Source organism: Streptomyces sp. BYX5S (assembly GCF_054724165.1).
Genome location: NZ_CM138829.1, coordinates 1,708,817 through 1,734,320, shown reverse-complemented (window position 1 = coordinate 1,734,320; position 25,504 = coordinate 1,708,817). Strand labels below are relative to the sequence as shown.

The window sequence follows — 25,504 nt, the reverse complement described above, 5'->3', positions numbered from 1 at the left end:
GTCCTCATCCCTCGACATCCTCGCGGATGCGCTGCGCACCCCGCAGCCGTGCCGGGGCGGCCCGGCGGTTCTCGGCTACCTCTTCCTCGGTGGGAAGTTCGGCACCGCGCGTGAGCAGCTTGAGCCGGGGCTGGTACTGCTCGGGGACGATCGGCAGACCGGGCGGCGCCGTGTTGCTGGCTCCGGCCGCGAACACCTGCTTGACCAGGCGGTCTTCGAGCGAGTGGTACGACAGGACCGCGATCCGGCCGCCGACCGCGAGCGACTTCACCGCTCCCGGAACGGCCCGCTCCAGCACGCTCAGCTCGCCGTTGACCTCGATGCGCAGGGCCTGGAAGGTGCGCTTGGCCGGGTTGCCGCCGGTGCGCTTGGCGGCCTGCGGCAGGGAGTCCCGGATCAGCTCGACGAGCCGGGCGCTGTTGCTGAACGGCTCCTTCTCGCGCTCGCGCACGATGGCCGAAACAATGCGCTTGGCCTGCTTCTCCTCGCCGTACTGGCGAAGGATCCGCACCAGTTCGCCCGGCGGGTACGTGTTGAGCACCTCGGCGGCGCTCATCCCGGTCGTCTGGTCCATGCGCATGTCGAGCGGCGCGTCCTGCGCGTACGCGAAGCCGCGGTCGGCCTCGTCGAGCTGCATGGAGGAGACGCCGAGGTCGAAGAGGACGCCCTGCACCTTGGGGATGCCCAACCGGTCGAGGACCTCGGGCAGTTCGTCGTAGACGGCGTGCACCAGGGTGGCCCGATCGCCGAAGGGCTCCAGGCGCTCACCGGAGAGGCGCAGCGCCTCCTTGTCGCGGTCGAGCGCCACGAGGCGGCACGAGGGGAACGTGGAGAGCAGCGCCTCGCTGTGCCCGCCGAGGCCGAGCGTGCAGTCGACGACGACCGCACCCGGCTGGGCCAGCGCCGGAGCCAACATGTCCAAGCATCGCTGGAGCATGACCGGAACGTGTCGCTGGCTCAAGGGTCCCTCTCAGGTCCGGCGTGCGGGGCGTACGCACCACCGGGTCCCCGCCCGCTCGTGAAGGGGAAGGTCCGTCGGCGCCGGGGAAGTGACGCCGGCCGACCGGAGCGGGAGGAGGCCGAGCCGTACGTACGCGCCGCGCACGCGGGGAGCGTTCCGACGGCGCCCTGGGGCGGTGCCGGGATCTCCGTGTTGCATCGTTGCGTGGTTGTCTGGGGTCGGCGTCACTTTAGTCCACCGTGCCCCCCGGTCAATCAACCGGTCGATCAACGCGGGGGCGCGTCGCGCCGCGGCGTGGTCCTCGTCCACCACTGCGGCTGCGGGAGGTCGTCCCCGCCCGACCGCCGGCGGTCGGCCCCGGTCGGCCTTTCTCCCAAAAGCCCGTAAGACCTGACATATCGCTGCCAGTTGTCCACAGGCGAGTGACACGAACCGGTAACGCCAACAAGAATGCGTGTGTGACAACCGCACGAGCGGCGAACATCTCGTGCGCGTCGTCCGTGTATCGGGGTGGGCCGGTTCGCGCTGTGGAGCGTCGGCCCGGCAAGTACGGGCCGAGGAGGGCTGGGTGACGACCTATGACGATCGAGCGAGCCTCACAGATCTGACCACCACCGCAGAACGCGTGCGCGGGTCGGTGGAGGGCGTGATCGAGGGCAAGCCGGAGGTCGTACGGCTCTCGCTGACCGTACTGCTCGCCGAGGGGCACCTGCTCATCGAGGACGTGCCGGGCGTCGGCAAGACGATGCTGGCGAAGGCGCTCGCGCGGTCCATCGACTGCTCGGTGCGCCGCATCCAGTTCACGCCCGACCTGCTGCCCTCGGACATCACCGGGGTGTCCATCTGGGACCAGCAGCGGCGGGACTTCGAGTTCAAGCCGGGCGCGATCTTCGCGCAGATCGTGATCGGGGACGAGATCAACCGCGCGTCCCCGAAGACACAGTCCGCGCTCCTGGAGTCCCTGGAGGAGCGCCAGGTCACCATCGACGGCAAGACCTACGAGCTGCCCAGCCCGTTCATGGTGGTGGCCACCCAGAACCCGGTCGAGATGGAGGGCACCTACCCGCTGCCCGAGGCCCAGCGCGACCGCTTCATGGCCCGCGTCTCCATCGGCTATCCGAGCCCGGAGGCCGAGTTGCAGATGCTGGACGTGCACGGCGGCGTGAGCCCCCTGGACGACCTCCAGCCGGTGGCGCACGCGCACGAGATCGTGAAGCTCATCGACGCCGTGCGCACGGTCCACGTCGCCGACGCCGTACGGCGCTACGCGGTGGACCTGGTCGCCGCCACGCGCAGCCACCCCGACCTCAGACTCGGCGCCTCACCGCGCGCGACGCTGCACCTGCTGCGCGCGGCCAAGGCGTCGGCGGCCCTCAGCGGCCGCGAGTACGCGCTGCCCGACGACGTGCAGGCGCTGGCCGTGGCCGTCCTGGCGCACCGTCTGCTGCCCACCGCGCAGGCCCAGCTGAACCGGCGCACCGCCGAGCAGGTCGTCGTCGACATCCTCCAGCGCACCCCGGTCCCGGCCGCCGAGCCCCGCGCCGCGCAGCCCTTCGACTCGACGACGCCCCCGCTGTACGGCCAGCAGCCGCCCGGTCCGCGGAGGCTGTGATGGCGGCGGGGGGACAGGCAGGGGCGTACGTGCGGGATTCCGGGTTCCCGGAGGGCGACGCGGGCAAGAACGTCGGCGACAAGAGCGGCGTGCGCACCGCCCTCGCGGGACTCACCACGCGGGGCCGCTCGTTCCTGGCCGCCGGCATCGCGGCGGGCATCTGCGCGTACGTCCTGGGGCAGAGCGATCTGCTGCGGGTCGGGCTGCTGCTCGCGGTGCTGCCGCTGGTGTGCGCGGGCGTGCTGTACCGCACCCGGTACCGGGTCGCGGGCAGCCGCCGACTCTCCCCCGCGCGCGTGCCCGCGGGTTCCGAGGCCCGCGTGCATCTGCGCATGGACAACATCTCCCGCCTCCCGACCGGCCTGCTGATGCTCCAGGACCGGGTGCCGTACGTGCTCGGGCCGCGGCCCCGGTTCGTGCTCGACCGGGTCGAGGCGGGCGGCCGCCGCGAGGTGTCCTACCGGGTCCGCTCCGACCTGCGCGGCCGCTATCCGCTGGGCCCGCTGCAACTGCGCCTGACGGACCCCTTCGGCATGTGCGAACTGACCCGGTCCTTCTCCACGTACGACAGCCTGACGGTGATCCCGCGCGTGACGGCGCTGCCGCCGGTGCGGCTCACGGGTGAGGCCAAGGGGTACGGGGACGGGCGGCAGCGCTCGCTGGCGCTGGCCGGCGAGGACGACGTGATCCCGCGCGGCTACCGGTACGGGGACGATCTGCGCCGCGTGCACTGGCGCTCCACCGCCCGCTACGGCGAGCTGATGGTGCGCCGCGAGGAGCAGCCGCAGCGCTCCCGCTGCACGGTCCTGCTCGACACCCGGGCTCCCGCCTTCCAGGGCGCGGGCCCCGACTCGGCCTTCGAGTGGGCGGTGTCCGGCACCGCCTCCGTCCTGGTCCACATGCTCGAACGCGGCTTCTCGGTGCGGCTGTTGACGGACACGGGCAACGCGGTGCCGGGCGAGGGCACCGACGGCTTCGCGGGCGCGAGCCAGGAGTCGGCGGACGCGGCGGGCCTGATGATGGACACGCTCGCCGTCGTCGACCACTCCGACAGCGGAACGCTCTCGTCCGCGTACGACGTGCTGCGCGGCGGCAACGAGGGGCTGCTGGTCGCCTTCCTCGGCGACCTGGACGAGGAACAGGCCTCCGTCGTCGCCAAGATGCGCCGCCGCAGCGGTGGCGCGCTCGCCTTCCTGCTGGACAGCGGCTCCTGGACCGAGGGCCCCGGGGCGCCGGTCTCGGAGCGCTGCGCCGAGCGGCTGCACATGCTCCAGGAGGCCGGGTGGACGGCGGTGGCCGTGCCGCACGGCGCGTCCCTGGAGGAGCTGTGGCGGCAGGCGGACCGGGAGCGCACGGGGCTGTCCGCGCCGGGCGGGGCCCCGCATTCTCCGCACACCTCAGGGGGTTGGTCATGAGCGGCGGTGCCCGCCTGTCGATCAGCGCGACGCTGGCCACGTTCCTGGCCGGCTGCTCGCTGCTGCCGCTGGTCGACCGGTCCACCTGGCTGATCCAGGCCGCGATCCTGCTGGTCGTGCAGGCGGCGGTGGGCGCGCTCGCCCGCCGGATACCGCTCGCCCGGCCGCTGACGATCGCGGCGCAGGCCCTGGTGTCGCTGCTGCTGCTCACCCTCGTCTTCGCGCGCGAGCAGGCGATCGTCGCGGTCCTGCCGGGCCCCGACGTCTTCCAGCACTTCGGCGCGCTGCTCCAGGCGGGTGGCGAGGACGTCGGCCGGTACGCGATTCCGGCACCGCTGTCCGACGGCATCCGGCTGATGCTGGTCGGCGGGGCGCTGGTGATCGGGCTGATGGTGGACGCGCTCGCGGTGACGTTCCGCAGCGCGGCCCCCGCCGGTCTGCCGCTGCTCGCCCTGTACTCGGTCGCCGCCGGGCTCTCCCGGGGCGGCACGGACTGGCTGTGGTTCCTGCTCGCGGCCGGCGGCTACCTGCTGTTGCTGCTCGCCGAGGGCCGTGACCGGCTCTCCCAGTGGGGCCGGGTGTTCGGGGGCGCCGGGCCCGTGCCCGGTGGGGCCACGCCCGTGCGGGAGAGCGGGCAGGGGGCCCTCGCCCCGGTGCGCACCGGCCGCCGCATCGGCGTCGTCGCCCTGGGGATCGCCGTGGTGGTGCCGCTCGCCCTGCCCGCCCTGGACGGCGGGATCCTCGGCCCCTCCGGCAGCGGTGTGGGCACGGGGTCCGGGGGCGGCGGCACGATCTCCGCGGTCAACCCGCTGGTCTCGCTGCAGAACAGCCTGAACCAGCCGGAGGACCGGGAGGTCATGTCGTACCGGACGAACACGGACCAGACGTCCGACATGTATCTGCGGATCGTGTCGCTCGACGAGTTCGACGGCACGACCTGGCGGCCCTCGGTGCGCAGCATCAGCGACGTGCCGTCCACGCTGCCGGACCCGCCGGGCCTGCGCGCCGACGTGCGCAGGAGCGAGGTGCGCACGACGATCTCGGCGGCCGACTGGTACGCGCAGGACTGGCTGCCCATGCCCTACCCGGCGACGAAGGTGGGGATCGACGGGCGCTGGCGGTTCGAGCAGGTCGGCCGGACGCTGGTCGGCGACCACGGGCAGACCACGCGCGGCAAGACGTACACCGTCGACAGCCTGGTGGTGGAGCCGACGCCGCAGCAGCTCGCCGCCGCGGGGGCCCCGCCGAGCGATCTGCTCCGCGAGTTCACCAAGGTGCCCGCCTCGCTGCCGGACGTGGTGCGCACGACCGCGCTGGAGGTCACCGACGGCGCGTCGAACGACTACGAGCGCGCGGTGAAGCTCCAGGACTACTTCGCGGTCAACGGCGGCTTCACGTACAACACGGAGGTGCGGGCGGGGAGCGGTTCGGCGGCCATCGCCCGGTTCCTGAAGCAGAAGGAGGGCTTCTGCGTCCACTTCTCCTTCTCGATGGCCGCCATGGCGCGCACGCTCGGCATCCCGGCCCGGGTCGCGGTCGGCTTCACGCCGGGCGTGCCCGCGGGTGAGGGGACGTACTCGGTGGGCCTGCGCGACGCGCACGCGTGGCCGGAGCTGTACTTCGAGGGCGTCGGCTGGACCCGCTTCGAGCCCACGCCGAACCGCGGCACGGCCCCCGACTACACGGTGGAGAACAGCCCCGACGGCAGCACCAGCAACCCGGTGGCGCCCAGCGAGTCGGCCTCGGCGACGCCCTCGGCCCCCGAGCCCTCGACGTCGGAGAGCTGCTCGGTGGCCCAGCGCAAGGAGGGCGCCTGCGGCAACACCGCGCCGGCGACCGTCGGGGCCTCGCCGGACGACGGGCCGCCGTTCGGCACGATCGCCCTGGTGTCACTGATCGCCCTGCTGGTCGTCGTGGTGCCGCTGCTGCCGATGCTGTGGCGCAGGCGGGTACGGGCGCTGAGGCTCGGTTCGGCGGGCCGGACGGATGAGGCCGCCGCCGACCGGACGCTCGCCGCGTGGCGCGAGGTCACGGACACGGCGTGGGACCACGGGATCGCGCCGGACGACTCGCAGACCCCGCGGAAGGCGGCGGCCCGCATCGTCCGGATCGGCGAGCTCGAACCGGAGGCGGCCGACGGCGTGCACCGGGTGGCGGCGGCGGTGGAGCAGGTCCTGTACGCGCCGCGGCCCCGGCCGGCCTCGGGTCTGGGCGAGGACGTCCGGCGCCTGTACGACGGGCTGCACGCGACGTCGAGCCGGTCGACGCGGCTGCGGGCGACGTTCGCGCCCCGCTCGGCCGTCCGGGTGGCGTGGGCGGCGTCGCGGCGCTGGGAGTCGTTCACGCTGGGGCTGCGCGGCAGGTTCGTCCGGCTGACGCGGCCGACCCGGCAGGAAGGCTAGCGGGCGGGCCGCACGGGAAAGCCGTTCAGGGAAGCCGCACGGGAAACGCTGCCGATTACGCACAAAGGGTGACCGCACGACGCGGTCACCCTTTGTGCATGTCTGTTGGCGGCGGGGCTGCCTGCGGCTCAGCGGCCGCCCTGCTCGTCCCGGCGACGCTGCCAGCGCTGCTCGATGCGGTCCATCATGGAGCGCTTCTGCTTGCCCTGCCGTTTCGCCGCTGGGGCGCCTCCTGGTACGGCTCCGGCGGCAGGCTGCTCCCCTGGCTTGGGAGCCTTGCGCCATCCGGTGACCGCGAGCACCGCACATCCCAGCATGACGAGGAATCCCACCACGCTGATCCAGATCTGCTGCGCGACCATTCCTGCCATGAGGAGCGCGATACCCACCAGGAAGCCCACGACTGCCTGGTAGACCCGACGTCGGGTGTATGTACGCAGCCCGCTTCCCTCAAGCGCTGTCGCGAACTTGGGATCTTCGGCGTACAGCGCTCGCTCCATCTGCTCGAGCATGCGCTGCTCGTGCTCCGAGAGCGGCACGGAGTCCTCCTCATCGTGCGGTCGCCGGGGCGACCGGGGGTCCCCTTCAGGATAGGCAGGGAATCGCCCCCGTGAAACCCGCCCCTCTACGCCAACTTCGCCATTGCCGACCGTGACACGGCGCTTCGACTCATGGAGCGTCATGCCCCAGCGGCCGACCCGTCATGCCGGACGGTCACCTCAGATCATACGGCGCCGAGCGTCCGATCGGGGGGCCTGTGGCGTACTCCATCCCTCGCTGCGCCGCTGATCAGCGGCAGCGGCCGGCCACCGGTCAGGCCACTTCCGTCACTCGCTTCTCTCCGAGCACGTGCAGCTGCGTGGCCACGGAGTGGAACGCGGGCAGTTCCGCGGCGGCCGCCTCCAGCTTCAGCAGCTCCTGGAGCGCGCTCGGTTCGGTGTCCACGAGGACGCCGGGGACCAGGTCCGCGAAGACCCGCACACCGTGCACGGCGCCGACGTCCACCCCGGCCCCGGAGAGCAGTTCGGTGAGCTGCTCGGCGGTGAAGCGGCGCGGCACCGGGTCGCCCTCGCCCCAGCGGCCCGCCGGGTCGTCCAGCGCCTGCCGGGCCTCCTTGAAGTGGCCGGCGAGGGCCCGCGCGATGACGGCGCCGCCCAGGCCCGCGGCGAGCAGGCTGAGCACGCCGCCGGAGCGCAGCGCGCCCACCACGTTGCGCACGCCTTCCGTCGGCTCCTCCACGTACTCGAGGACGCCGTGGCACAGAACCGCGTCGTAGCCGTCGCGCTCGACGACGTCGAACAGGCCGGAGACGTCGCCCTGGACGCCGCGCACCCGGTCGGCGACGCCGGCCTCGGCGGCCCTGCGCTCCAGCGCGAACAGCGCGTTGGGGCTCGGGTCGACGACGGTGACGCGGTGGCCCAGCTGGGCGACCGGCACCGCGAAGTTGCCACTGCCGCCCCCGGTGTCGAGGACGTCCAGGACCTCGCCGCCCGCCGTCTTGGCCCGCTGGTCGAGCGCGGCCTTGAGGACGTCCCAGACCACGGCGGTACGGAGGGAGGCGCGGGGCCGCGAGGAGTCGGAGCGCGGTGACGAGGTTCGAGGCTGGTGGTCCGACACGGCAGGTGACTCCTCGGGGCGGCTCCGACCGGCGGCGGAGCATGTACTGGTTCGGGCGCCTCCACCCTAATGGGCGCGGCCCGGAGCCCACGCCAACCGTGCGCGCCGCCCCTTGCCTGCCCGGCCCCCTCGGTCACGCGGCTACCCGGCGTCGGGGACGCCCGGTGGCGCCGCGCGCTCGTCGCCCTCGTGCCGGGGCTGCGGCAGCACCGGCTGGAGCACGAGCATGCGCTCGACGAGGCGCAGGAACATCGCCACGTCCCGCACCAGGTCGTCGGCGTCTCGGGCGGTGGCCGCGCCGCGGATGCCCGCTTCCGCGCGGGCGCGCTTGGTGGCGCCGGAGGCGAAGAGGGCGCCCCACTCCGTCAGTTCGGGGGCTATCTCGGGGAGCACTTCCCAGGCGCTTCGGATCTTGGCGCGGCGCTTGGGTGTGGACTCGGGCCGGCCTCGGGCCGCGAGCACCGCGGCGGCGGTGCGCAGGGCGGCGAGGTGGGCCGTGGCGTACCGCTCGTTGGCCGTTTCGAGCACGGACGCCTCGTCGAGTCCGGCGCGGGCCTGGGCGAGCAGGTCGAGGGCGGCGGGCGGGGCGCCGGTCCGGCGGAGCACCGGGTGGACGTCGCTCGCCGGTCCGGTCGATGAGGGGGCAGGGCCGGTGGCGGCACGGCGGCGTGCGGCAGCTGCGGTGGATGCCTTGTGTCCAGCCATGACGAACCTCCTGTCGTCTGTGTGACGGCGCTGTGGCCGTATGTGCCCATCGTGGGGTACGCCACTGACAATCGGCTCTGACCAGGCATTTTGCTTCGACAGGGAGTTCGGGCTAGCTTTTGCACTGACCAGTCAGTTCAAATAGGTGCCCAGGGGGGACCCATGGACGGCCCGGACCACGGGACGACGCATGCGGCGGAGCACGAGGCGCACGGCGGTGCCTCCATCGCCGCCACGGACTTCGGCCTCAAGGGCCCCAGGGGCTGGGCCTTCCGCGGTGTCGGCCTCGACGCGGCGGCCGGTTCGCTCGTCGCCGTCGAGGGCCCGTCCGGCAGCGGTCGCACCTGCCTGCTGCTCGCCCTGACCGGGCGGATGCGGCCGAGCGAGGGGACGGCGCGGGTCGGCGGCATGCGGCTGCCGAAGCAGATGACCGCCGTACGCAGGACGAGCGCGCTCGCGCACGTGCCCGGCGTGACGGAGCTGGACCCCGCCCTGACCGTGGCCGAGCACCTGCGGGAGCACGCGCTGCTGCAACGGCGGTTCGACGGAACGCTGCGCGGTCTGCTGCGCACCCCCGCCGAGCGGCGGGCCGAGGCGAGCCTGCGCATCGACGCCGCGCTCGCCGGCGCCGGACTCGACACCGAGACGCTGCCGAAGGGCTCGCGCACCTCCGTGCGCGACCTCGAACGGCTGGAGGCGCTGCGCCTGTCCCTGGCGCTCGCCCTCATCGGCCGCCCGCGCCTGATCGGCGTCGACGACACCGACCTGAAGCTCGCGGACGCCGAACGGGCGGAGATCTGGGACCAGTTGCGGTCCGTCGCCGACGCGGGCACCACGGTCGTCGCCGTGTGCAGCGAGGCCCCCGAAGGAGCGGTCGTCGTGTCGACCGCCCCGGACAAGACCACGAACGACACCGCGAAGGAGACGGCCGATGCGCTCGCCGAAGCTCGCCGCGCTTGAACTCAGGCGCTTCGGCAGGGGAAAGCTGCCGCGCGCGGCACTCGTCGCGCTCCTGCTGCTGCCGCTGCTCTACGGGGCGCTGTACCTGTGGTCCTTCTGGGACCCGTACGGAAAGCTCGACAAGATCCCGGTGGCGCTCGTCAACGAGGACAAGGGCGCGAAGGCCGCGGGCCAGAAGATCACCGCGGGCGACGACATCACCGAGGGCCTGTACGACAGCGACACCTTCCAGTGGCACGAGGTCAGCTCCGCGCAGGCGAAGCAGGGCGTGGAGGACGGCACGTACTACCTGTCGCTGACCATGCCGAAGGACTTCAGCGAGCGCATCGCGTCCAGTTCGGGCGACTCCCCCGAGACCGGCGCCCTTCAGGTGCGCACGAACGACGCCAACAACTACATCGTCGGGCAGATCTCCCGGACGGTGTTCTCCGAGGTGCGCTCCGCGGCGTCCAGCAACGCGTCGCGCTCGTTCCTCGACAAGATCTTCGTGTCGTTCTCCGACATCCACGACGCGACCAAGAAGGCCGCCAGGGGCGCCGACGATCTCGAAGGCGGCATCGGGAAGGCCAAGCAGGGCTCCAAGGATCTGGCCGACGGCCTGAAGGACGCCAAGAAGGGCAGCGGCGACCTGGAGAGCGGGCTGACGAAGCTCACCACCGGGGCGGGCGACCTGGAGTCCGGTTCCCGGCAGGTCGCCGACGGCACGCAGGTGCTCGCCGACAAGGTCAACGGCGCGGCCGACAAGGTGCGCCCCTTCCTGAAGGGCAACAAGAAGGCGATCGCCGACACGGCGCGGCTCGTCGCCGACTCCGCCCGGGGCGTGCGGCACAACCTGGACGACCTCGTGAAGATCGCCCCTGCCGCGCGCACGGGCGCGCACGCGGGATCGGACGCCCTGGACGCGATCTACGAAAGGCGCTGCGCGAACGCGGTCCTCGACGACCCGGCCTGCCCCGACCTGAAGAAGGCGAGGACCGCGGCGCACGACGTCGCCACGATCTCCGACGACCTGAACACGCTCATCCAGGACGAGCACGGGAACCTGGCACGGATGGACAGCCACCTGGCGACGCTCCAGGAGCAGTCCGAGGCCCTCGCCAAGAACGCCCCGACGCTCGACCAGGACCTCGACAGCGCGGTCGCCCGCATCAACCAGCTGAACGACGGGGCCGGCCGGGTCGCCGCGGGCGCCGCGCAGCTGCACACGGGCCTCGGCACGGCGCACACCGGCTCGGTCGAACTCGACAGCGGCGTCGGCAGGCTGGAGACCGGCGCCGTCGACCTGAACGGCGGCATGTTCAAGCTCGCCGACGGCTCGGGCGAGCTCGCCGGCGGTCTGCACGACGGCGTGCGGAAGATCCCCGACTACGACAAGAAGGACCGCGACCAGCGCACCGAGGTCATGGCCGACCCGGTCCAGCTGGCCTCCCAGTCGCTGCACAAGGCGCCCAACTACGGCACGGGTTTCGCCCCGTACTTCATCCCGCTCTCCCTGTGGGTGGGCGCGATGGTCGCCTACATGCTGATCCAGCCGCTGAACCGGCGCGCCCTCGCGGTCGGCTCCTCCGCCTGGCGGGTCGCGTTCGCGGGCTGGCTGCCCGTGGCGGCACTGGGCCTGCTCCAGGTGGCGGCCCTGATGTCCGTACTGCACTGGGCCCTCGGTCTGGAGATGCTGCGCGCGGCGGGCACGGTCGGCTTCCTGTGCCTGGTCACGGCGTGCTTCGCGGCCATCGTGCAGTGGCTGAACGCGCGCTTCGGGGCGGCGGGCCGCATCCTGGTGCTCGCCTTCCTGATGCTTCAGCTGACGTCGGCGGGCGGCACGTATCCCGTGCAGACGAGTCCGGGCTTCTTCAACGCGCTGCACCCGTTCCTGCCGATGAGCTACGTCGTGGAGGCCCTGCGGCGGCTGATCTCCGGCGGTGGACTCGGCCCCGTGTGGCAGGCGTGCGTGGTGCTCACCGCGTTCACCGTCGGCGCGCTCGCCCTGACCGCGTGGACGGCCCGGCGCAAGCAGGTGTGGACGCTGGACCGGCTGCACCCCGAGCTGAGCCTGTGAGCGCGCCCACGGCGGCTCCTGTGAGAATCAGGGGCATGGAAAGCAGCACACGGCGTCAGGCCACGCGGCAGAAGCTCTACGAAGCCGCGGTCACGCTCATCGCGGAGCAGGGCTTCTCGGCCACGACGGTCGACGAGATCGCCGAGCGGGCCGGGGTCGCGAAGGGCACGGTCTACTACAACTTCGCCAGCAAGTCGGTCCTCTTCGAGGAGCTGCTGCGGCACGGCGTCGGGCTCCTCACCGCCTCCCTTCGGGAGGCGGCACAGAAAGCGGACGAGAACGGCGGCAGCAAGGTCGACGCCCTGGACGCGATGATCCGCGCGGGTCTCGTGTTCATCGACGAGTACCCGGCCTTCACCCAGCTGTACGTCGCCGAACTGTGGCGCACGAACCGCGCCTGGCAGTCCACGCTCGCCGTGGTGCGCCAGGAGGCGGTGGCGGTGGTCGAGGGCGTGCTGCGGGCGGCCGTGGCCAGCGGTGAGCTGAGCGAGGAGATCGACGTGCCGCTCACGGCCGCGGCGCTCGTGGGCATGGTCCTGGTGGCCGCTCTGGACTGGCAGGCGTTCCAGCCGGAGCGCTCCCTGGACGACGTGCACGGCGCGCTGTCGCTGCTGCTCCAGGGGCGGGTGGGCGGCGGGCAGCCGCTGACCGGCACGGCCTGAGGGGCGCGGCACCGGCACGAACGGAGCGCCGGTCCGGCAGGGCCTGTGGTCGAACTCAGGCCTCACCGGACCGGCGCATCCCCCGTGGATCCCCCGTTTTCCCCCGTTGGACCCCCGTGCGGTCGCCCCCAGGGTCCCCCGTGCTCACTCCCGCCCTGGCGGGCGAGAGGAGCGGCAAGAGGCACTCGATCCGTTCCGCCGCCCCGTGTCGGCGGTGCCGCATCCGTGCCCCTCTCCGTGGTCTCCACTCTCCCGTCCGCGCAGGTCGGACCCCATCCGCGTACCTACTCATCTCGCTGACTAGGTACGGATACTCAGACGTGCGCGCTCAGACCCAGGGCGACTCGGTGCCCGCACTCAGCGGCCCGCCGCTCCCCCGCGACCTGGCGGCGGTGTTGTCAGTGGTGGCGGATAAGGTCCCTGGCATGGCACGAATTGCGGTGATCGGCGCGGGGATGGGCGCCATGGCGGCCGCCGCTCGGCTGGCCGTCGCGGGCCACCGACCGGTGGTCTTCGAGCGCGCGTCGACCTACGGCGGGGCAGTGGGCAGCATCGAGCGCGACGGCTTCGCGTTCGACTCGGGCCCGGGGCTGCTCCATCTGCCCGCGGTCTACCGGGACTTGTTCGTCAAGACGGGCAAGGAGCAGCTGGAGGACCTCGTCGGCCTCACCCAGGTCGAGCCCGCCGTGCGGCACGTCTTCGCGGACGGCACGACGGTGGATCTGCCGAACGCACGGCGGGGCGGCGTCGCCGAGGCCCTGGACGCGGCGGTCGGCGCGGGTGCGGGCGAGCGCTGGTCGGCGTTCATGAACCGCGCGCGGGAGGCCTGGGACCGCTCGCGGCGCCCCCTGCTGGAAGAGCCGCTGTGGCCGAACTGGCAGGTGCTGGCCGACCGCGAGCCCTACCCCGCGGTCGTGCACAAGCGCATCCTGCGCAAGGACCGCGCGGCGACGACGCTCGCCGCGATCGGCGCACTCGAACTGGGCGCGGAGCCGCGCCTGGTGGCGCTCCTCGAGCAGTACGCGCTGGCGTACGGGCTCGATCCCCGGACGGCTCCGGCGAGTGCGGCCGTGCTGCCCTACATGGAGCAGACCTTCGGTACCTGGGCGGTGACCGGCGGGATGCGGGCGCTCGCGGACGCCGTGCACGCGCGCTGCCTGAAGCGGAAGGTCGAGTTCAGATTCGGCTCGGCCGTCACGCGGATCGTCGAGAAGGACGGCCGCGCGGCGGGCGTCGAGCTGGCCGACGGCCACGTGGAGGACGCCGAGTTCGTGGTGGCCGGCGTCGCCCCGGGCGTCCTCGGCGCACTGCTGCCGGGCCGGGCCGTGCGCGACGGCGGGCCGGGCCAGCGCGAGTCGGCGTGGCCCAGCCGGCTGACCGTGCACCTCGCGCTGCGCGGGGCCCGGCCCGAGGGCACCCCGCACCGGGCGGTCGTGCACGCGGCGGACCGGGACGCCGAGTTGGCGTGGATCTTCGACGGCGGCGCGGCGCCGCGCAGGCCGACGGTGGCGGTGCTGCGCACCGGAGACCCGGCCGGGGTGCCGGACGCCGGGCACGAGGCGGTGACCCTCACGGTGACGGTGCCGGCCCACGCGCGCGGGGACGAGGCCGACGTGGAGCGGATCCTCGCGGCGGCCGAACCGGCCGTGCCGGGGCTGCGCGAGCGGCTGCTGTGGCACGAGGCGCGCACGGCCCAGGACATCGCCGAGGCCACCGGGGCGGAGGGCGGCGCCGTGCCCGCGCCCGCGCTGGCGGCGGCCCGGGGCGAGCTGCTGCACGCGGCGAACACGACGTCCCTGCCGGGCCTTTCGACCGTGGGCGGCTGGTCCCACCCGGGCGGCGGGCTGCCGCACGCGGGCATGTCGGGCGCGCTGGTGGCGGGCCTGATCGTGGAGGGCCCGGAGTTCCGCGGCTCGCAGTGAACCGCGGACGGGCGCCCGCGGGCGCCCGTCGGCTCATCTGCTCAGTAGCGGTACTGCTGCTCGTTGTACCCGGTGTCGTACCCGGTGTTCGGGTCGTGCTGCGGGTACGCCGGGTACGCCTGCTCCGGCGGCAGTTCACCGCCGTACGTCTGCTGCTGCTCGTCGCCGTTGCGCTGCTGCGGCACCCAGACGCCGCCGGGAGGCGTCTCCCCGCCGTAGCCCTGCCCCGTCGCGTACGGGTCGGCGTAACCCTGTCCCGTGGCGTACGGGTCGCCGTACTGGGGCTGCTCCGGGTAGGTCTGCGCCCCGATGTACGGGTCCGAGTACGGGGCGGCGTACGGCTGCTGAGCCGGGTCGTAGCCGTAGCTCTGCTGGTCGTAGCCGTAGGACCCGGTGTCGTAGGAGGCGTACTCCTGCGTCCCGTGCGCCCCCTGGGCGTACGCCGAGTCCTGGTAGACGCCGTACTGGTTGGTGTCGTCGGGCATCGGCTGCGGCGCGTAGACCGCGGTCGACTCGGCCGCCGGCTCCGGAACCGGCGCGTACTCCTGCTGGACCGGCTCGTACTCCAGGTCCGAGACCTGGAGCGTCGGGTCCTGGTGGAGTTCTTCCTCGGGGCGCCGCTTGCCGCCCCCGACACCGGGGACGCTCGGCATGCCCTTCAGCGCCCAGCCCGCGGCGAACCCGCGGCGGAACGACAGCGTGACGTACGTCTGGCCGATCGCGAAGGCGATGGCGCCGGCCCCGATGACGTACACCGAGGGGAGCAGGACACCGATGACGACTCCGAGGAAGCCGCCGAAGGCGAGCAGCCGCCAGCGCAGCCGTGCCTTGTACTGCAGCAGGACCTCACCGAGGAGCCACAGTGCCACCAGTCCGAACGCGACATAGAGGACCGCCCAGCCCATGTACGCCCCTCTCGTACGGCCGTAGCCCTTCTGGGTACGGCGAAGTCAGCCCCGCTCGTCGTGCAGGCCCAGGTTCTCGTAGATCTCCAGCGTCGCAGTGGAGTTGTTGAGCGTAATGAAGTGCAGACCCGGCACTCCCTCGTCAAGCAGCTTGGCGCAAAACTCCGTAGCGAACTCGATGCCAATGGAGCGTACAGCGGCTGGATCGTCTTTTGCTGTGAGGATTCGCTCTTTCAACGCCGGAGGGAAGTCGGCATTGCTCAACTTGGGCAGGCGTTCGAGCATGCGCACGCTCGTCACCGGCATGCACTCGGGGATGATCGGCGTCTCGCAGCCAGCCGCGGCGACCTTGTCGCGCAGCCGCAGGTACTCCTCCGGGTAGAAGAACATCTGCGTGATCGCGTAGTCGGCGCCCGCGCGGCACTTGTCGACGAAATGCCGCACGTCGGAGTCCCAGTCGGGCGAGCGCGGATGCATCGCGGGGAACGCCGCGACGCCGACGCAGAAGTCCCCCGACTCCTTGATCAGTTCCACGAGTTCGGCCGCGTACGTGAGGCCCTCGGGGTGCGAGATCCAGTCGCCCATGGGGTCGCCGGGCGGGTCGCCGCGCACCGCGAGCATGTTCCGGATCCCGGCGTCGGCGTACTGGCCGATGATGTTGCGCAGTTCGGCGACCGAGTGCTCGACGGCGGTGATGTGCGCCACGGGCGTCAGCGTCGTGTCGGCGACGATCTGCTGCGTCTCCTTGACGGTGCCCGCGCGCGTGGAGCCGCCCGCGCCGTACGTCACGGAGACGAAGTCGGGCGAGACGGCCTCGACCCTGCGCAGCGCGTTCCACAGGTTGCGCTCGCCCTTCGCCGTCTTCGGCGCGGAGAACTCGAACGAGTACGTCGCCTTGCCGGGCGCGAGCATGTCACGCACGGTGCGGGCGCGATCAGTCCTGGTGGAAGCGGTACCTAGGGCCATACGGGCAGGTTACTGACGGATATCGAAAGGCCCTAATCCCCGTCCACCCTGCGGACAGGCCCGCCAAAGGCCCTGTGGGAGGTCAGGCGGAGCGCAGGCGCTTCGCGAACTCGGCCGCCGCGGCGCCCGGATCGTCGGCCTCCGTGATGGCGCGCACGACGACGGCTCTGCGGGCGCCGGCCTCCAGGACCTCGTCCAGGTTCGTGAGGTCGATGCCGCCGATCGCGAACCACGGCCGGTCCGTGTTCAGGCCCGCCGTGTGACGCACCAGGTCGAGGCCCGGGGCGTGCCGGCCGGGCTTGGTCGGCGTCGGCCAGCACGGGCCCGTGCAGAAGTAGTCCACGCCCTCCTGGACGGCGGCCGCGGCGGCCTCCTCCTCGGCGTGCGTGGAGCGGCCGATGAGCACGTCCTCGCCGAGGATCGCGCGGGCCGCGGGGACCGGCAGGTCGCCCTGGCCCAGGTGCAGCACGTCGGAGCGGATCGCGTGGGCGACGTCCGCCCGGTCGTTCACCGCGAACAGCTTGCCGTGGCGGCGGGCCGCCTCGGCGAACACCTCCAGGTGCTCCAGCTCCCCGCCGGCCTCCATGCCCTTGTCGCGCAGCTGCACGATGTCGACACCGCCGGCGAGCACCGCGTCGAGGAACTCCGGCAGGTCGCCCTGGCGTCTGCGCGCGTCGGTGCACAGGTACAGCCGGGCATCGGCGAGCAGCGCACGCGTGGATCGCGCCATGAAGGTCCCCCCGTGGGTGGTGCGGTGTCGGTGGCGTGCGCACCGCGAGGATCGCGGTGCGCACGCCGGACGGTTGTCAGGTCAGACGGCGAGCGCCTGGGCGCGGCGCTTCACCTCCGTGCCGCGATTCTCGCTCAGTGCCTGCGCGGGCGTGCCCGGCAGGCTCGGGTCGGGGGTGAAGAGCCACTCGAGCATCTCTTCGTCGGTGAAGCCGTCGTCCCGCAGGACCGTCAGGAGGCCGACGAGCCCCTTGACGATCTTGTCGCCGTCGATGAAGGCGGCGGGCACGTGCAGTGCCCTGTTCTCACCGCGACGCACGGCGATCAGCTGGCCTTCCTTGACCAGCTGGCGCACACGCGTCACCTCGACATCGAGCTTTTCGGCGATGTCGGGGAGGTTGAGCCAGGCGGGGACAAGAGCATCGATCTTTGCGTCAATCTCGGTCACGGGACAAGCGTGCCATCCCGGACTGACAGTCGGAAGCCGAGCCGGTACGTACGGGGCACACTCCTCCCGTTTCGCCCCCTTCTGTCACGGCCCGCGGCCGCCGCCCCGCGTCAGGCGACGGCGGACTTCAGCGGGCGGGCCGGGTCCGCGAGGAGCTCCGGGTCGAGGCGGGCCCCCGAGATGATGAGCTTGCGGCCCTGCGCCAGGTCACGCGGCTTGCCGACGGCGAGGACGGCCACCAGGGCCCCCTCGCGCAGCCAGCACACCGACCAGGCGGCCCCGGCGGGGTCGCCCCGCCACACGGCCGCGTCGGCGCCCTCGTGGTGCCCCGCGTACTGCACGAAGCGGCCGAACTGCTCGGACCAGAAGTAGGGCACCGGGTCGTACGTCGTGGGGGTGAGGCCCACGATGTTCGCCGCCACCGTGCGCGGCCCCTGGAGCGCGTTGTCCCAGTGGTGGACCATCAGGCGCTCCCCGTAGCGCGCCGAGGGGAACGAGGAGCAGTCCCCCACCGCGTACACGTCGGGGTCGGACGTGCGCAGCCCCGCGTCCGCCAGCACCTCGCGGTGGGCGCCCAGCTCGATGCCGGAGCCGGCCAGCCAGCGGGTGGCGGGGCGGGCGCCGATGCCGACGACGACGGCGCCCGCGGGCAGCCGCGTGCCGTCGTCGAGGACCACGACGCCCGGCTCGACGCGCTCCACGCGCGCGTGCGTGCGCAGGGTCGCTCCGGCGTCCGCGTACCAGGACGCCATGGGCGCGGCGATCTCCGCGGGCAGCGCCCCGGCCAGCGGCCGCCCGGCCGCCTCCACGACGGTGACGCGGCACCCGGCCTCACGGGCCGCGGTGGCGAACTCGGCGCCGATCCACCCGGCTCCCACGACCACCACGTCGTGCTGCTCGGCGAGGACGGGCCGCAGCCGCTCGGCGTCGTCGAGGGTGCGCAGCAGGTGCACCCCGGGCAGGTCCTGGGTGCCCGGCAGCCGGACCGGCTCGGCGCCGGTCGCGACGACCAGTACGTCGTACGGGACGGGGCCCTCGGCGGTGTCCAGCTCGTGGTCGCCGGGGCGCAGCCCGGTCACCTCGCGGCCCAGCTCCAGGGAGACGCCGAGCGCCTCGAAGTCCACGTCGAAGGCCGAGCCCTCGGCCTTGCCGAGCAGCACTGCCTTGGAGAGCGGCGGCCGGTCGTACGGCTGGTGGGGTTCGGCGCCGAGCAGCGTCACCGAGCCGGTGAACCCGTGTTCGCGCAGCGCCACGGCGGTCTGCACACCGGCCATCCCCGCGCCCACGATGACGACGTTCCGCTGCCCCGAAGGCGTTCCGCTCCCGCTCCGCTGCTCACTCACGGGATCACCTTAGGCACCTGATCTTGTGTCGGTCAGCGGTGCGGGCCACTCCGGCGCCGTGACGTCCTGCACACGTCCCGGCGGTTTAGCGGGCACACGTCCCGGCGGTTTAGCGAGCGAGCTCCTCGACCACGCTGGTGCCGCTGCCCTCCTGCGACTCCCACTCCCAGGTCTCGTCGAGGCGCACCCGGCCGTCCGGGAGCTCGGACACGGTCGAGACGCAGTGCCCCGACGACGTGGTTCCGTCGGTCTTCAACTGGACGTAGCGGAAGTCGAGGCGGTCGCCGGAGCGCGTCCCCACGAGGTGCCCCTCCACGACGTCGCCGCCCTCGTAGGCGGCGGAGACACGGCCGTCCTCCTCCCGGTACGCGAAGCAGGTGCGCACACCCACCTGGCCCGGGGCCTGGTCGGCGACGGGCGACAGGACGAGTCCGTCGAGGGAACGTGCCACGGTCTGGGACTCCCTTACTGGAGGTGCTGGTGAACGGCTAGGGTGGCCAACGTAGAGCACTCGCGGGAGCCCGTACGCAGCGGGCTGAGAGGGAGGCTGGAGCGGCCTTCGACCGTACGAACCTGATCCGGGTCATACCGGCGAAGGGAGGGGCTTGACGCCCATGTCGTCGACGCCATCCGTTCATTCGCACACCTGCGACGTCCTCGTCGTCGGGGGCGGCATCATCGGTCTGGTCACCGCCTGGCGGGCCGCGCAGCGCGGCCTGACCGTCGCGGTCGCGGACCCCGAGCCGGGCGGCGGGGCCGCCCAGGTGGCGGCCGGAATGCTGGCCGCCGTCACCGAACTCCACCACGGCGAGCAGACGTTGCTCGGCCTGAACCTCGCGTCCGCGCGGCGCTATCCGGACTTCGCGGCCGAGCTGTCCGAGGCCACGGGGCAGGACCTCGGCTACCGCGCGTGCGGCACGCTCGCGGTCGCGCTCGACGCGGACGACCGGGCGCACCTGCGTGAACTGCACGCGCTGCAAACGAAGTCGGGGCTCGACTCCGAGTGGCTGTCGGGCCGCGACTGCCGCCGCCTGGAGCCGATACTCGCTCCGGGCGTACGCGGGGGCCTGCGGGTCGACGGGGACCACCAGATCGACCCGAGAAGGCTCGCGAGCGCCCTCGTGACGGCCTGCGAGCGCGCCGACGTGACCTTCCACCGTTCGTGGGCCGAACGCCTGCGTGTCGTACGCGAACGGGCGCGCGGCGCGGTCCTCGGCGACGGCACCGAGGTCGCGGCCGGCCAGGTCGTGCTCGCGGCGGGCAGCCGCAGCGGGCAGCTCAGCGGCGTGCCCGACGCGGTGCTGCCGCCGGTGCGCCCCGTCAAGGGCCAGGTGCTGCGGCTGACGGTGCCCAAGCGGTACGCGCCGTTCCTCAGCCGCACGGTCCGCGCGGTCGTCCGCGGCGGCAACCTCTACCTGGTGCCGCGGGTCAACGGCGAACTCGTCGTGGGCGCGACCAGCGAGGAGTTGGGCTGGGACACCACGGTCACCGCGGGAGGCGTCTACGAACTCCTGCGGGACGCCCACGAACTCGTCCCCGGCATCACGGAACTCCCGCTGACCGAGACCCGCGCGGGGCTGCGCCCCGGTTCCCCCGACAACGCGCCGCTCCTCGGCCCGACGGCGCTGCCCGGCCTCCTCCTGGCGACCGGCCACTACCGCAACGGCGTACTGCTGACGCCGGTCACCGGCGACGCCATGGCGCACGTCCTGACCACCGGTGAACTCCCCGAAGAGGCGCGCCCGTTCACACCGAAACGGTTCAGCGCCGCCGGCACCGTCCCCGTGGAGCAGCCCGCATGAACGTCTACGTCAACGGCGAGCCGCGCACCGTGGCCACGGGCACCACGCTCGACCTCCTGGTCACCACGCTCACGACGGCCCCCAGGGGCGTCGCCGCCGCCCTCAACGAGACCGTCGTCCCCCGCACCCAATGGCCCGCCACGGCGCTCTCCGACGGAGACCGCGTCGAGGTGCTCACGGCCGTCCAAGGAGGCTGAACCGCCATGGCCGACGACACTTTCGTCCTCGGGGGCGACGCGTACTCCTCCCGCCTGATCATGGGCACGGGAGGGGCGCCGAGCCTCGACGTGCTGGAGCGCGCCCTGGTGGCCTCCGGCACCGAACTGACCACGGTGGCGATGCGCCGCGTGGACGCGAGCGTGCACGGCTCGGTGCTCACCGTCCTGGAGAAGCTGAACATCCGTGTGCTGCCGAACACGGCCGGCTGCTTCACCGCGGGAGAGGCCGTCCTGACGGCCCGCCTCGCGCGCGAGGCGCTCGGTACGGACCTCGTGAAGCTGGAGGTGATCGCCGACGAGCGCACCCTGCTGCCCGATCCCATCGAGCTGCTCGACGCGGCGGAGACCCTGGTGGACGACGGTTTCACCGTCCTGCCGTACACGAACGACGACCCGGTCCTGGCACGCAAGCTGGAGGACGTGGGCTGTGCGGCGATCATGCCGCTCGGCTCCCCCATCGGTTCCGGGCTCGGCATCCGCAACCCGCACAACTTCCAGCTGATCACCGAGCACGCGCGCGTGCCGGTGATCCTGGACGCGGGCGCGGGCACGGCCTCCGATGTGACGCTCGCCATGGAACTCGGCTGCGCGGGTGTGATGCTCGCCTCGGCGGTGACCCGCGCGCAGGAGCCGGTGCTGATGGCGGAGGGGATGCGGCACGCGGTGGAGGCGGGGCGGCTCGCGCACCGCGCCGGGCGCATCCCCAAGCGGCATTTCGCGGAGGCGTCCTCGCCCACGCAGGGGCGGGCCCGCCTGGATCCGGAGCGGCCCGCGTTCCGGTGAGCCGCGCCCGGTGACGGTTGCGGGGCTCCGCCCCGGACCCCGCGCCTCAATCGCCGGCGAGGCTTGAGGGAGACCGCCGGCGAGGCTTGAGGGCGTCACAGCTCTGCTGCAGTACGGCTGCGACCTCGCCGCACCGGAACTCGCTGTCAGTCACTCCTCGTAGACTCACCTGCGTGGACACGACGCTTCAGGACCCGCTGCTCGGGCACGTGCTCGACGGCCGGTACCGCATCGACGCACGCATCGCGGTCGGTGGGATGGCCACGGTCTACCGGGCCGTGGACACCCGCCTCGACCGCGTGCTCGCGCTCAAGGTGATGCATCCGTCGCTGGCCGCGGACGCCTCGTTCGTGGACCGTTTCATCCGCGAGGCCAAGTCCGTGGCCCGCCTCTCGCATCCCAACGTGGTCGGCGTCTTCGACCAGGGCACCGACGGCGCGTACGTGTACCTGGCGATGGAGTACGTCGCCGGCTGCACGCTGCGTGACGTGCTGCGCGACCGGGGCGCGCTCCAGCCGCGCGCGGCCCTCGACATCCTGGAGCCGGTCCTCGCCGCCCTCGGCGCCGCCCACCGCGCGGGCTTCGTGCACCGCGACATGAAGCCGGAGAACGTCCTGATAGGGGACGACGGCCGGGTCAAGGTGGCGGACTTCGGCCTGGTCCGCGCGGTGGACACGGTCACGAACACCACGGGTGCGGTCCTCGGCACGGTCTCGTACCTGGCCCCCGAGCAGATCGAGAACGGTACGGCGACACCGAGCGTGGACGTCTACGCGTGCGGGGTCGTGCTCTACGAGATGCTCACCGGGAGCAAGCCGCACGCGGGCGAGTCCCCGGCCCAGATCCTCTACAAGCACCTCCACGAGGACGTGCCCCCGCCCTCCGCGCAGGTCCCCGGGCTCCCCTTCGAGCTCGACGAACTGGTCGCGTCGGCGACGGCGCGCACCCCTCAGGTCCGCCCGTACGACGCGGTGGCGCTGCTCGCGCAGGCCAGGGACGCCCGGTCGACGCTCACCGACGCGCAGCTGGACGCGGTGCCGCCGCAGGCGCACGAGGCGTCGTACGTGGGGGCGGACGACCGTACGAGCGTGATCCCGCGTGCGCTGGGCACGGCCGTGCAGCTGCCGCTGCCCACGGACGCCGCGGAGCAGGCGCAGCTCAACCGCACCAGCCGGCTGGAGATGCCGCCGCCGATGCCGCCCACCGCGCCCGGCGCCGGTCCCCGGCCGGAGCGCGGGCCGCGCGGCCCGCAGCGTCGCACCGTCGCGATCGTCGCGGCGGTCCTGCTCGTCCTCGGTCTCGGGACGGGCGTCTGGTACATCAACTCGGGGCAGTTCACGAACGTCCCGTCCGTCCTCAACCAGACGCGGACGCAGGCCGAGAAGCGGCTGGACGCGGCGGGCCTGGAGACCGGCAAGGTCAGCGGCGAGTTCAGCGACACGTACAAGCGCGGCACCGTCATGGCCAGTGGCCCCAAGTCGGGCGAGCGGATCCGCAACGGCGGGTCGGTGGACCTGACCGTGTCCAAGGGGCCGCAGATCGTGAAGGTCCCGGACCTCAAGGGCACCCCGCTCGACGCGGCGAAGAGCGAGCTCAAGAAGCGGGGGCTCGAACCGGGCATGACCACCAAGGAGTTCAGCGAGGAGGTCACCAAGGGCTCGGTGATCAGTACCGACCCCGGCGCGGGGGCCTCCCGCAAGGGCGGGTCCGCCGTCGCTCTGGTCGTCTCCAAGGGGGCGCCCGTCGACGTGCCCGACGTCACGGGCGAGTCCGAGCAGGATGCCGTCGCCGAGCTGGAGGAGGCGGGGCTGAAGGCCGAGATCGCCACGGAGCGGGTGCACTCGGACGAGGACAAGGGCGATGTCGCGCGGCAGTCCCCCGAAGAAGGCAAGCAGGTCGCCGAGGGCGGGACGGTGACGCTGACGATCTCCAAGGGGCCGGTGATGGTCGAGGTCCCCGATGTGACGGGGATGAAGGTCGACGAGGCGAAGGCGCGGCTCAGCGGGGCGGGGTTCGAGGTGCGGGAGAGCCGGGGGTTGCTGGGGTTGTTCGGGGACACCGTGAAGGAGCAGTCGGTGGAGGGCGGTGACGAGGCGCCCAAGGGGTCGGCCGTCACGATCACCATTCGGTGAGGTGCGGGATGCGTGTCCCCGGCGCCGGGGTTGCGGCCACGGGGCTCCGCCCCGGACCCCGCTCCTCAATCGCCGGAGGGGCTGATGTGGGCCCGGTCCACCTCTCCCGGACGACGGAGGGGCTGATGTGGGCCCGGTCCACGCTGTCCGGGCGGCGGAAGGGCTGGAGGGGGCGGCGTACCCGGCGGCTGTGGGAGCTTGGGTGCGTGGCACGCTTGGGCCGTGAACAGCGGTATGCGTAATCCGATCGGCGGGCACGTGCCCGTGGCCGGGGGCCTTGCCTCCGTGGGGCTGGGGTATGCCCGTGAGCTGGAGGCCGAGGCCGTGCAGGTCTTCGTGGCCAATCCCCGCGGCTGGGCCACTCCGGCCGGAAACCCCCAGCAGGACGAGGACTTCCGCGCGCAGTGCGCCGCCGCGGGCATCCCGGCGTACGTGCACGCCCCGTACCTGATCAACTTCGGTTCGCGCACCGAGGCGACCGTCGACAAGTCCGTGGACTCCCTGCGCCACTCGCTGCGCCGGGCCCGCGCGATCGGCGCACTCGGCGTCGTCGTGCACACCGGTTCCGCGACCGGCGGGCGCCCGCGCGAGGTCGCCCTCGCGCAGGTCCGGGAGCGGATGCTGCCGCTGCTCGACGAGCTGACCCACGACGACGACCCGTTCCTGCTGCTGGAGTCGACCGCGGGCCAGGGCGCCTCGCTGTGCTCGCGCACCTGGGACTTCGGCCCGTACTTCGACGCCCTGGACCGCCACCCCAAGCTCGGCGTCTGCCTCGACACCTGCCACATCTTCGCGGCGGGCCACGACCTCACGGGCCCGGCCGGCATGAAGCAGACCCTCGACCTGCTCGTCGACACGGTCGGCGAGGGCCGCCTCAAGCTGATCCACGCCAACGACTCCAAGGACGTCGTCGGCGCCCACAAGGACCGGCACGAGAACATCGGCTCCGGTCACATCGGCGAGGACCCGTTCCGCGAGCTGATGTCCCACCCCGCGACCGAGAACGTGCCCCTCGTCATCGAGACGCCCGGCGGCAAGGAGGGGCACGCGGCGGACGTGGCACGCCTCAAGGAACTGCGCCCCTGAAGGACCCGCTTCAGAGCTCGGGGCCCTCGCCGGGCTCCTCCTGGTACGAGTACCGCTGCTCGCGCCACGGGTCGCCCACGTTGTGGTACCCGCGCTCCTCCCAGAAGCCGCGCCGGTCCGCCGTCATGTACTCCACGCCGCGCACCCACTTCGGGCCCTTCCAGGCGTACAGGTGCGGCACGACGAGACGCAGCGGGAAACCGTGCTCCGCGGTGAGCAGTTCGCCGTCCTTGTGCGTGGCGAAGATGGTCCGCTCGGAGGCGAAGTCGGCCAGCCGGAGGTTGGACGAGAATCCGTACTCGGCCCACACCATCACATGGGTGACGTCGGGGGCCGGCGGGGCCAGCTCCAGGACCGTGGTGGCGCGCACACCGCCCCACTCGGCGCCGAGCATGCTGAACTTCGTGACGCAGTGCAGGTCACCGGCGACGGTCCCGTACGGCAGCGCCGAGAACTCCTCGTGGTTCCAGCAGTGCTTCTCGCCGTCGGCGGTCGCGCCGAAGACCCTGAACTCCCAGCGTTCGGGCCGGAACTTGGGCACCGGGCCGTAGTGTGTGACGGGCCAGCCGCGCTGAAGGCGCTGCCCGGGTGGAAGCTCCGGCTGCACTGCTCCCTCAGACTCGCGACCCACCGGATGACCCATGCCTCCATCCTGACAGACCAGGAGCAGTGGACGTGACCACGCCCACCCCGGCCGGAGCCGGCGCATGCGCCGATTGGGGCAACTCCTACTAAGCATGCACTTACTGGACGCACTCACTGGCCGGTGCAAGGATGCGC

Annotated in this window: 23 protein-coding genes and 1 riboswitch; of the genes, 12 read left to right on the top strand and 11 right to left on the bottom strand. The window is 72.7% G+C overall.

Going from position 1 to position 25,504, the window contains the following annotated elements; translation table 11 throughout:
* Window positions 1-4: 4 nt before the first annotated feature.
* Window positions 5-937, bottom strand: a complete 933-nt coding sequence (rsmH, locus tag ACYBSK_RS07785; protein ID WP_460245594.1) for a 16S rRNA (cytosine(1402)-N(4))-methyltransferase RsmH — start codon at window positions 935-937, stop codon at window positions 5-7.
* 592 nt (window positions 938-1,529) lie between these two features.
* On the opposite strand from rsmH, the gene ACYBSK_RS07780 reads away from it, so the two are divergent.
* Genes ACYBSK_RS07780 through ACYBSK_RS07770 form a run of 3 tightly spaced genes read left to right on the top strand, consistent with a single transcriptional unit; the run spans window position 1,530 to window position 6,390 of the window.
* Window positions 1,530-2,573, top strand: a complete 1,044-nt coding sequence (locus ACYBSK_RS07780) for an AAA family ATPase (RefSeq protein WP_457476133.1) — start codon at window positions 1,530-1,532, stop codon at window positions 2,571-2,573.
* Window positions 2,573-3,988, top strand: coding sequence for a DUF58 domain-containing protein (locus ACYBSK_RS07775; RefSeq protein ID WP_457476132.1), 1,416 nt, complete (start codon window positions 2,573-2,575; stop codon window positions 3,986-3,988). Before ACYBSK_RS07780 ends, ACYBSK_RS07775 begins: the two co-directional genes overlap by 1 nt.
* Complete coding sequence (locus tag ACYBSK_RS07770; protein ID WP_460245593.1) at window positions 3,985-6,390, top strand: transglutaminase TgpA family protein; 2,406 nt, start codon at window positions 3,985-3,987, stop codon at window positions 6,388-6,390. Before ACYBSK_RS07775 ends, ACYBSK_RS07770 begins: the two co-directional genes overlap by 4 nt.
* A 128-nt stretch (window positions 6,391-6,518) precedes the next feature.
* Here ACYBSK_RS07770 and ACYBSK_RS07765 read toward each other — a convergent pair whose 3' ends face one another.
* The 3 genes from ACYBSK_RS07765 to ACYBSK_RS07755 form a co-directional block, all read right to left on the bottom strand.
* Window positions 6,519-6,929, bottom strand: a complete 411-nt coding sequence (locus tag ACYBSK_RS07765) for a DUF3040 domain-containing protein (protein ID WP_457476130.1) — start codon at window positions 6,927-6,929, stop codon at window positions 6,519-6,521.
* Window positions 6,930-7,203: 274 nt separating this feature from the next.
* On the bottom strand, window positions 7,204-8,007 hold the full coding sequence (locus ACYBSK_RS07760) for a methyltransferase (protein WP_457476129.1): 804 nt from the start codon (window positions 8,005-8,007) through the stop codon (window positions 7,204-7,206).
* A gap of 141 nt (window positions 8,008-8,148) precedes the next feature.
* Window positions 8,149-8,712 (bottom strand): SAV_6107 family HEPN domain-containing protein, encoded by a 564-nt coding sequence (locus ACYBSK_RS07755; RefSeq protein WP_457476128.1) that lies wholly within the window; start codon window positions 8,710-8,712, stop codon window positions 8,149-8,151.
* 162 nt (window positions 8,713-8,874) lie between these two features.
* On the opposite strand from ACYBSK_RS07755, the gene ACYBSK_RS07750 reads away from it, so the two are divergent.
* From ACYBSK_RS07750 to ACYBSK_RS07735, 4 genes are all read left to right on the top strand, one after another.
* On the top strand, window positions 8,875-9,672 hold the full coding sequence (locus tag ACYBSK_RS07750) for an ATP-binding cassette domain-containing protein (protein ID WP_460245592.1): 798 nt from the start codon (window positions 8,875-8,877) through the stop codon (window positions 9,670-9,672).
* The gene (locus tag ACYBSK_RS07745) at window positions 9,644-11,728 is read left to right on the top strand and encodes a YhgE/Pip family protein (protein ID WP_460245591.1); all 2,085 of its coding nucleotides are present in this window, start codon (window positions 9,644-9,646) and stop codon (window positions 11,726-11,728) included. The genes ACYBSK_RS07750 and ACYBSK_RS07745 overlap by 29 nt, the downstream gene beginning before the upstream one ends.
* Before the next feature lie 35 nt (window positions 11,729-11,763).
* Complete coding sequence (locus ACYBSK_RS07740; protein WP_460245590.1) at window positions 11,764-12,390, top strand: TetR/AcrR family transcriptional regulator; 627 nt, start codon at window positions 11,764-11,766, stop codon at window positions 12,388-12,390.
* A gap of 425 nt (window positions 12,391-12,815) precedes the next feature.
* Entirely contained in the window at window positions 12,816-14,312 is a 1,497-nt protein-coding gene (locus tag ACYBSK_RS07735) for a phytoene desaturase family protein (RefSeq protein ID WP_460245589.1), read from the top strand.
* Between the two features lie 41 nt (window positions 14,313-14,353).
* On the opposite strand, the gene ACYBSK_RS07730 is transcribed toward ACYBSK_RS07735, so the two are convergent.
* From ACYBSK_RS07730 to ACYBSK_RS07705, 6 genes are all read right to left on the bottom strand, one after another.
* Window positions 14,354-15,217, bottom strand: a complete 864-nt coding sequence (locus ACYBSK_RS07730) for a hypothetical protein (protein ID WP_457476123.1) — start codon at window positions 15,215-15,217, stop codon at window positions 14,354-14,356.
* 45 nt (window positions 15,218-15,262) lie between these two features.
* Window positions 15,263-16,183, bottom strand: a complete 921-nt coding sequence (gene metF / locus ACYBSK_RS07725) for a methylenetetrahydrofolate reductase [NAD(P)H] (protein WP_460245588.1) — start codon at window positions 16,181-16,183, stop codon at window positions 15,263-15,265.
* Between the two features lie 82 nt (window positions 16,184-16,265).
* Entirely contained in the window at window positions 16,266-16,913 is a 648-nt protein-coding gene (gene thiE / locus ACYBSK_RS07720) for a thiamine phosphate synthase (protein ID WP_460245587.1), read from the bottom strand.
* A gap of 81 nt (window positions 16,914-16,994) precedes the next feature.
* On the bottom strand, window positions 16,995-17,360 hold the full coding sequence (locus ACYBSK_RS07715; RefSeq protein WP_457476120.1) for an Rv2175c family DNA-binding protein: 366 nt from the start codon (window positions 17,358-17,360) through the stop codon (window positions 16,995-16,997).
* A gap of 110 nt (window positions 17,361-17,470) precedes the next feature.
* Window positions 17,471-18,703: an NAD(P)/FAD-dependent oxidoreductase gene (locus ACYBSK_RS07710; protein WP_457476119.1), complete on the bottom strand. Its 1,233-nt coding sequence runs from the start codon at window positions 18,701-18,703 to the stop codon at window positions 17,471-17,473.
* 109 nt (window positions 18,704-18,812) lie between these two features.
* On the bottom strand, window positions 18,813-19,154 hold the full coding sequence (locus tag ACYBSK_RS07705) for a hypothetical protein (RefSeq protein ID WP_460245586.1): 342 nt from the start codon (window positions 19,152-19,154) through the stop codon (window positions 18,813-18,815).
* Between the two features lie 52 nt (window positions 19,155-19,206).
* A riboswitch (TPP riboswitch) is annotated at window positions 19,207-19,320 on the top strand.
* On the opposite strand from ACYBSK_RS07705, the gene thiO reads away from it, so the two are divergent.
* From thiO to ACYBSK_RS07680, 5 genes are all read left to right on the top strand, one after another.
* A complete protein-coding gene (gene thiO / locus ACYBSK_RS07700) occupies window positions 19,318-20,505 on the top strand; it encodes a glycine oxidase ThiO (protein ID WP_460245585.1) in 1,188 nt (395 codons plus the stop codon). It overlaps the preceding riboswitch by 3 nt.
* The gene (thiS, locus tag ACYBSK_RS07695) at window positions 20,502-20,702 is read left to right on the top strand and encodes a sulfur carrier protein ThiS (RefSeq protein WP_457476116.1); all 201 of its coding nucleotides are present in this window, start codon (window positions 20,502-20,504) and stop codon (window positions 20,700-20,702) included. Before thiO ends, thiS begins: the two co-directional genes overlap by 4 nt.
* A gap of 6 nt (window positions 20,703-20,708) precedes the next feature.
* Entirely contained in the window at window positions 20,709-21,506 is a 798-nt protein-coding gene (locus tag ACYBSK_RS07690; RefSeq protein ID WP_460245584.1) for a thiazole synthase, read from the top strand.
* 173 nt (window positions 21,507-21,679) lie between these two features.
* Window positions 21,680-23,638 (top strand): Stk1 family PASTA domain-containing Ser/Thr kinase, encoded by a 1,959-nt coding sequence (gene pknB / locus ACYBSK_RS07685; RefSeq protein WP_457476114.1) that lies wholly within the window; start codon window positions 21,680-21,682, stop codon window positions 23,636-23,638.
* A 234-nt stretch (window positions 23,639-23,872) separates the two neighbouring features.
* The gene (locus ACYBSK_RS07680) at window positions 23,873-24,724 is read left to right on the top strand and encodes a deoxyribonuclease IV (protein WP_460246975.1); all 852 of its coding nucleotides are present in this window, start codon (window positions 23,873-23,875) and stop codon (window positions 24,722-24,724) included.
* A gap of 10 nt (window positions 24,725-24,734) precedes the next feature.
* Here ACYBSK_RS07680 and ACYBSK_RS07675 read toward each other — a convergent pair whose 3' ends face one another.
* Entirely contained in the window at window positions 24,735-25,367 is a 633-nt protein-coding gene (locus ACYBSK_RS07675; RefSeq protein WP_457476113.1) for a sulfite oxidase-like oxidoreductase, read from the bottom strand.
* Window positions 25,368-25,504 lie beyond the last annotated feature (137 nt).

Coding starts and splice junctions, on each gene's coding strand:
- ACYBSK_RS07730 (WP_457476123.1), bottom strand. CDS start 15,217: ATGGGCTGGGCGGTCCTCTATGTCGCGTTCGGACTGGTGGCACTGTGG.
- ACYBSK_RS07745 (WP_460245591.1), top strand. CDS start 9,644: ATGCGCTCGCCGAAGCTCGCCGCGCTTGAACTCAGGCGCTTCGGCAGG.
- thiE (WP_460245587.1), bottom strand. CDS start 16,913: ATGGCGCGATCCACGCGTGCGCTGCTCGCCGATGCCCGGCTGTACCTG.
- ACYBSK_RS07770 (WP_460245593.1), top strand. CDS start 3,985: ATGAGCGGCGGTGCCCGCCTGTCGATCAGCGCGACGCTGGCCACGTTC.
- rsmH (WP_460245594.1), bottom strand. CDS start 937: ATGCTCCAGCGATGCTTGGACATGTTGGCTCCGGCGCTGGCCCAGCCG.
- metF (WP_460245588.1), bottom strand. CDS start 16,183: ATGGCCCTAGGTACCGCTTCCACCAGGACTGATCGCGCCCGCACCGTG.
- ACYBSK_RS07680 (WP_460246975.1), top strand. CDS start 23,873: ATGCGTAATCCGATCGGCGGGCACGTGCCCGTGGCCGGGGGCCTTGCC.
- ACYBSK_RS07735 (WP_460245589.1), top strand. CDS start 12,816: ATGGCACGAATTGCGGTGATCGGCGCGGGGATGGGCGCCATGGCGGCC.
- ACYBSK_RS07675 (WP_457476113.1), bottom strand. CDS start 25,367: ATGGGTCATCCGGTGGGTCGCGAGTCTGAGGGAGCAGTGCAGCCGGAG.
- ACYBSK_RS07750 (WP_460245592.1), top strand. CDS start 8,875: ATGGACGGCCCGGACCACGGGACGACGCATGCGGCGGAGCACGAGGCG.
- ACYBSK_RS07775 (WP_457476132.1), top strand. CDS start 2,573: ATGGCGGCGGGGGGACAGGCAGGGGCGTACGTGCGGGATTCCGGGTTC.
- thiO (WP_460245585.1), top strand. CDS start 19,318: ATGTCGTCGACGCCATCCGTTCATTCGCACACCTGCGACGTCCTCGTC.
- ACYBSK_RS07740 (WP_460245590.1), top strand. CDS start 11,764: ATGGAAAGCAGCACACGGCGTCAGGCCACGCGGCAGAAGCTCTACGAA.
- ACYBSK_RS07690 (WP_460245584.1), top strand. CDS start 20,709: ATGGCCGACGACACTTTCGTCCTCGGGGGCGACGCGTACTCCTCCCGC.
- ACYBSK_RS07755 (WP_457476128.1), bottom strand. CDS start 8,712: ATGGCTGGACACAAGGCATCCACCGCAGCTGCCGCACGCCGCCGTGCC.
- thiS (WP_457476116.1), top strand. CDS start 20,502: ATGAACGTCTACGTCAACGGCGAGCCGCGCACCGTGGCCACGGGCACC.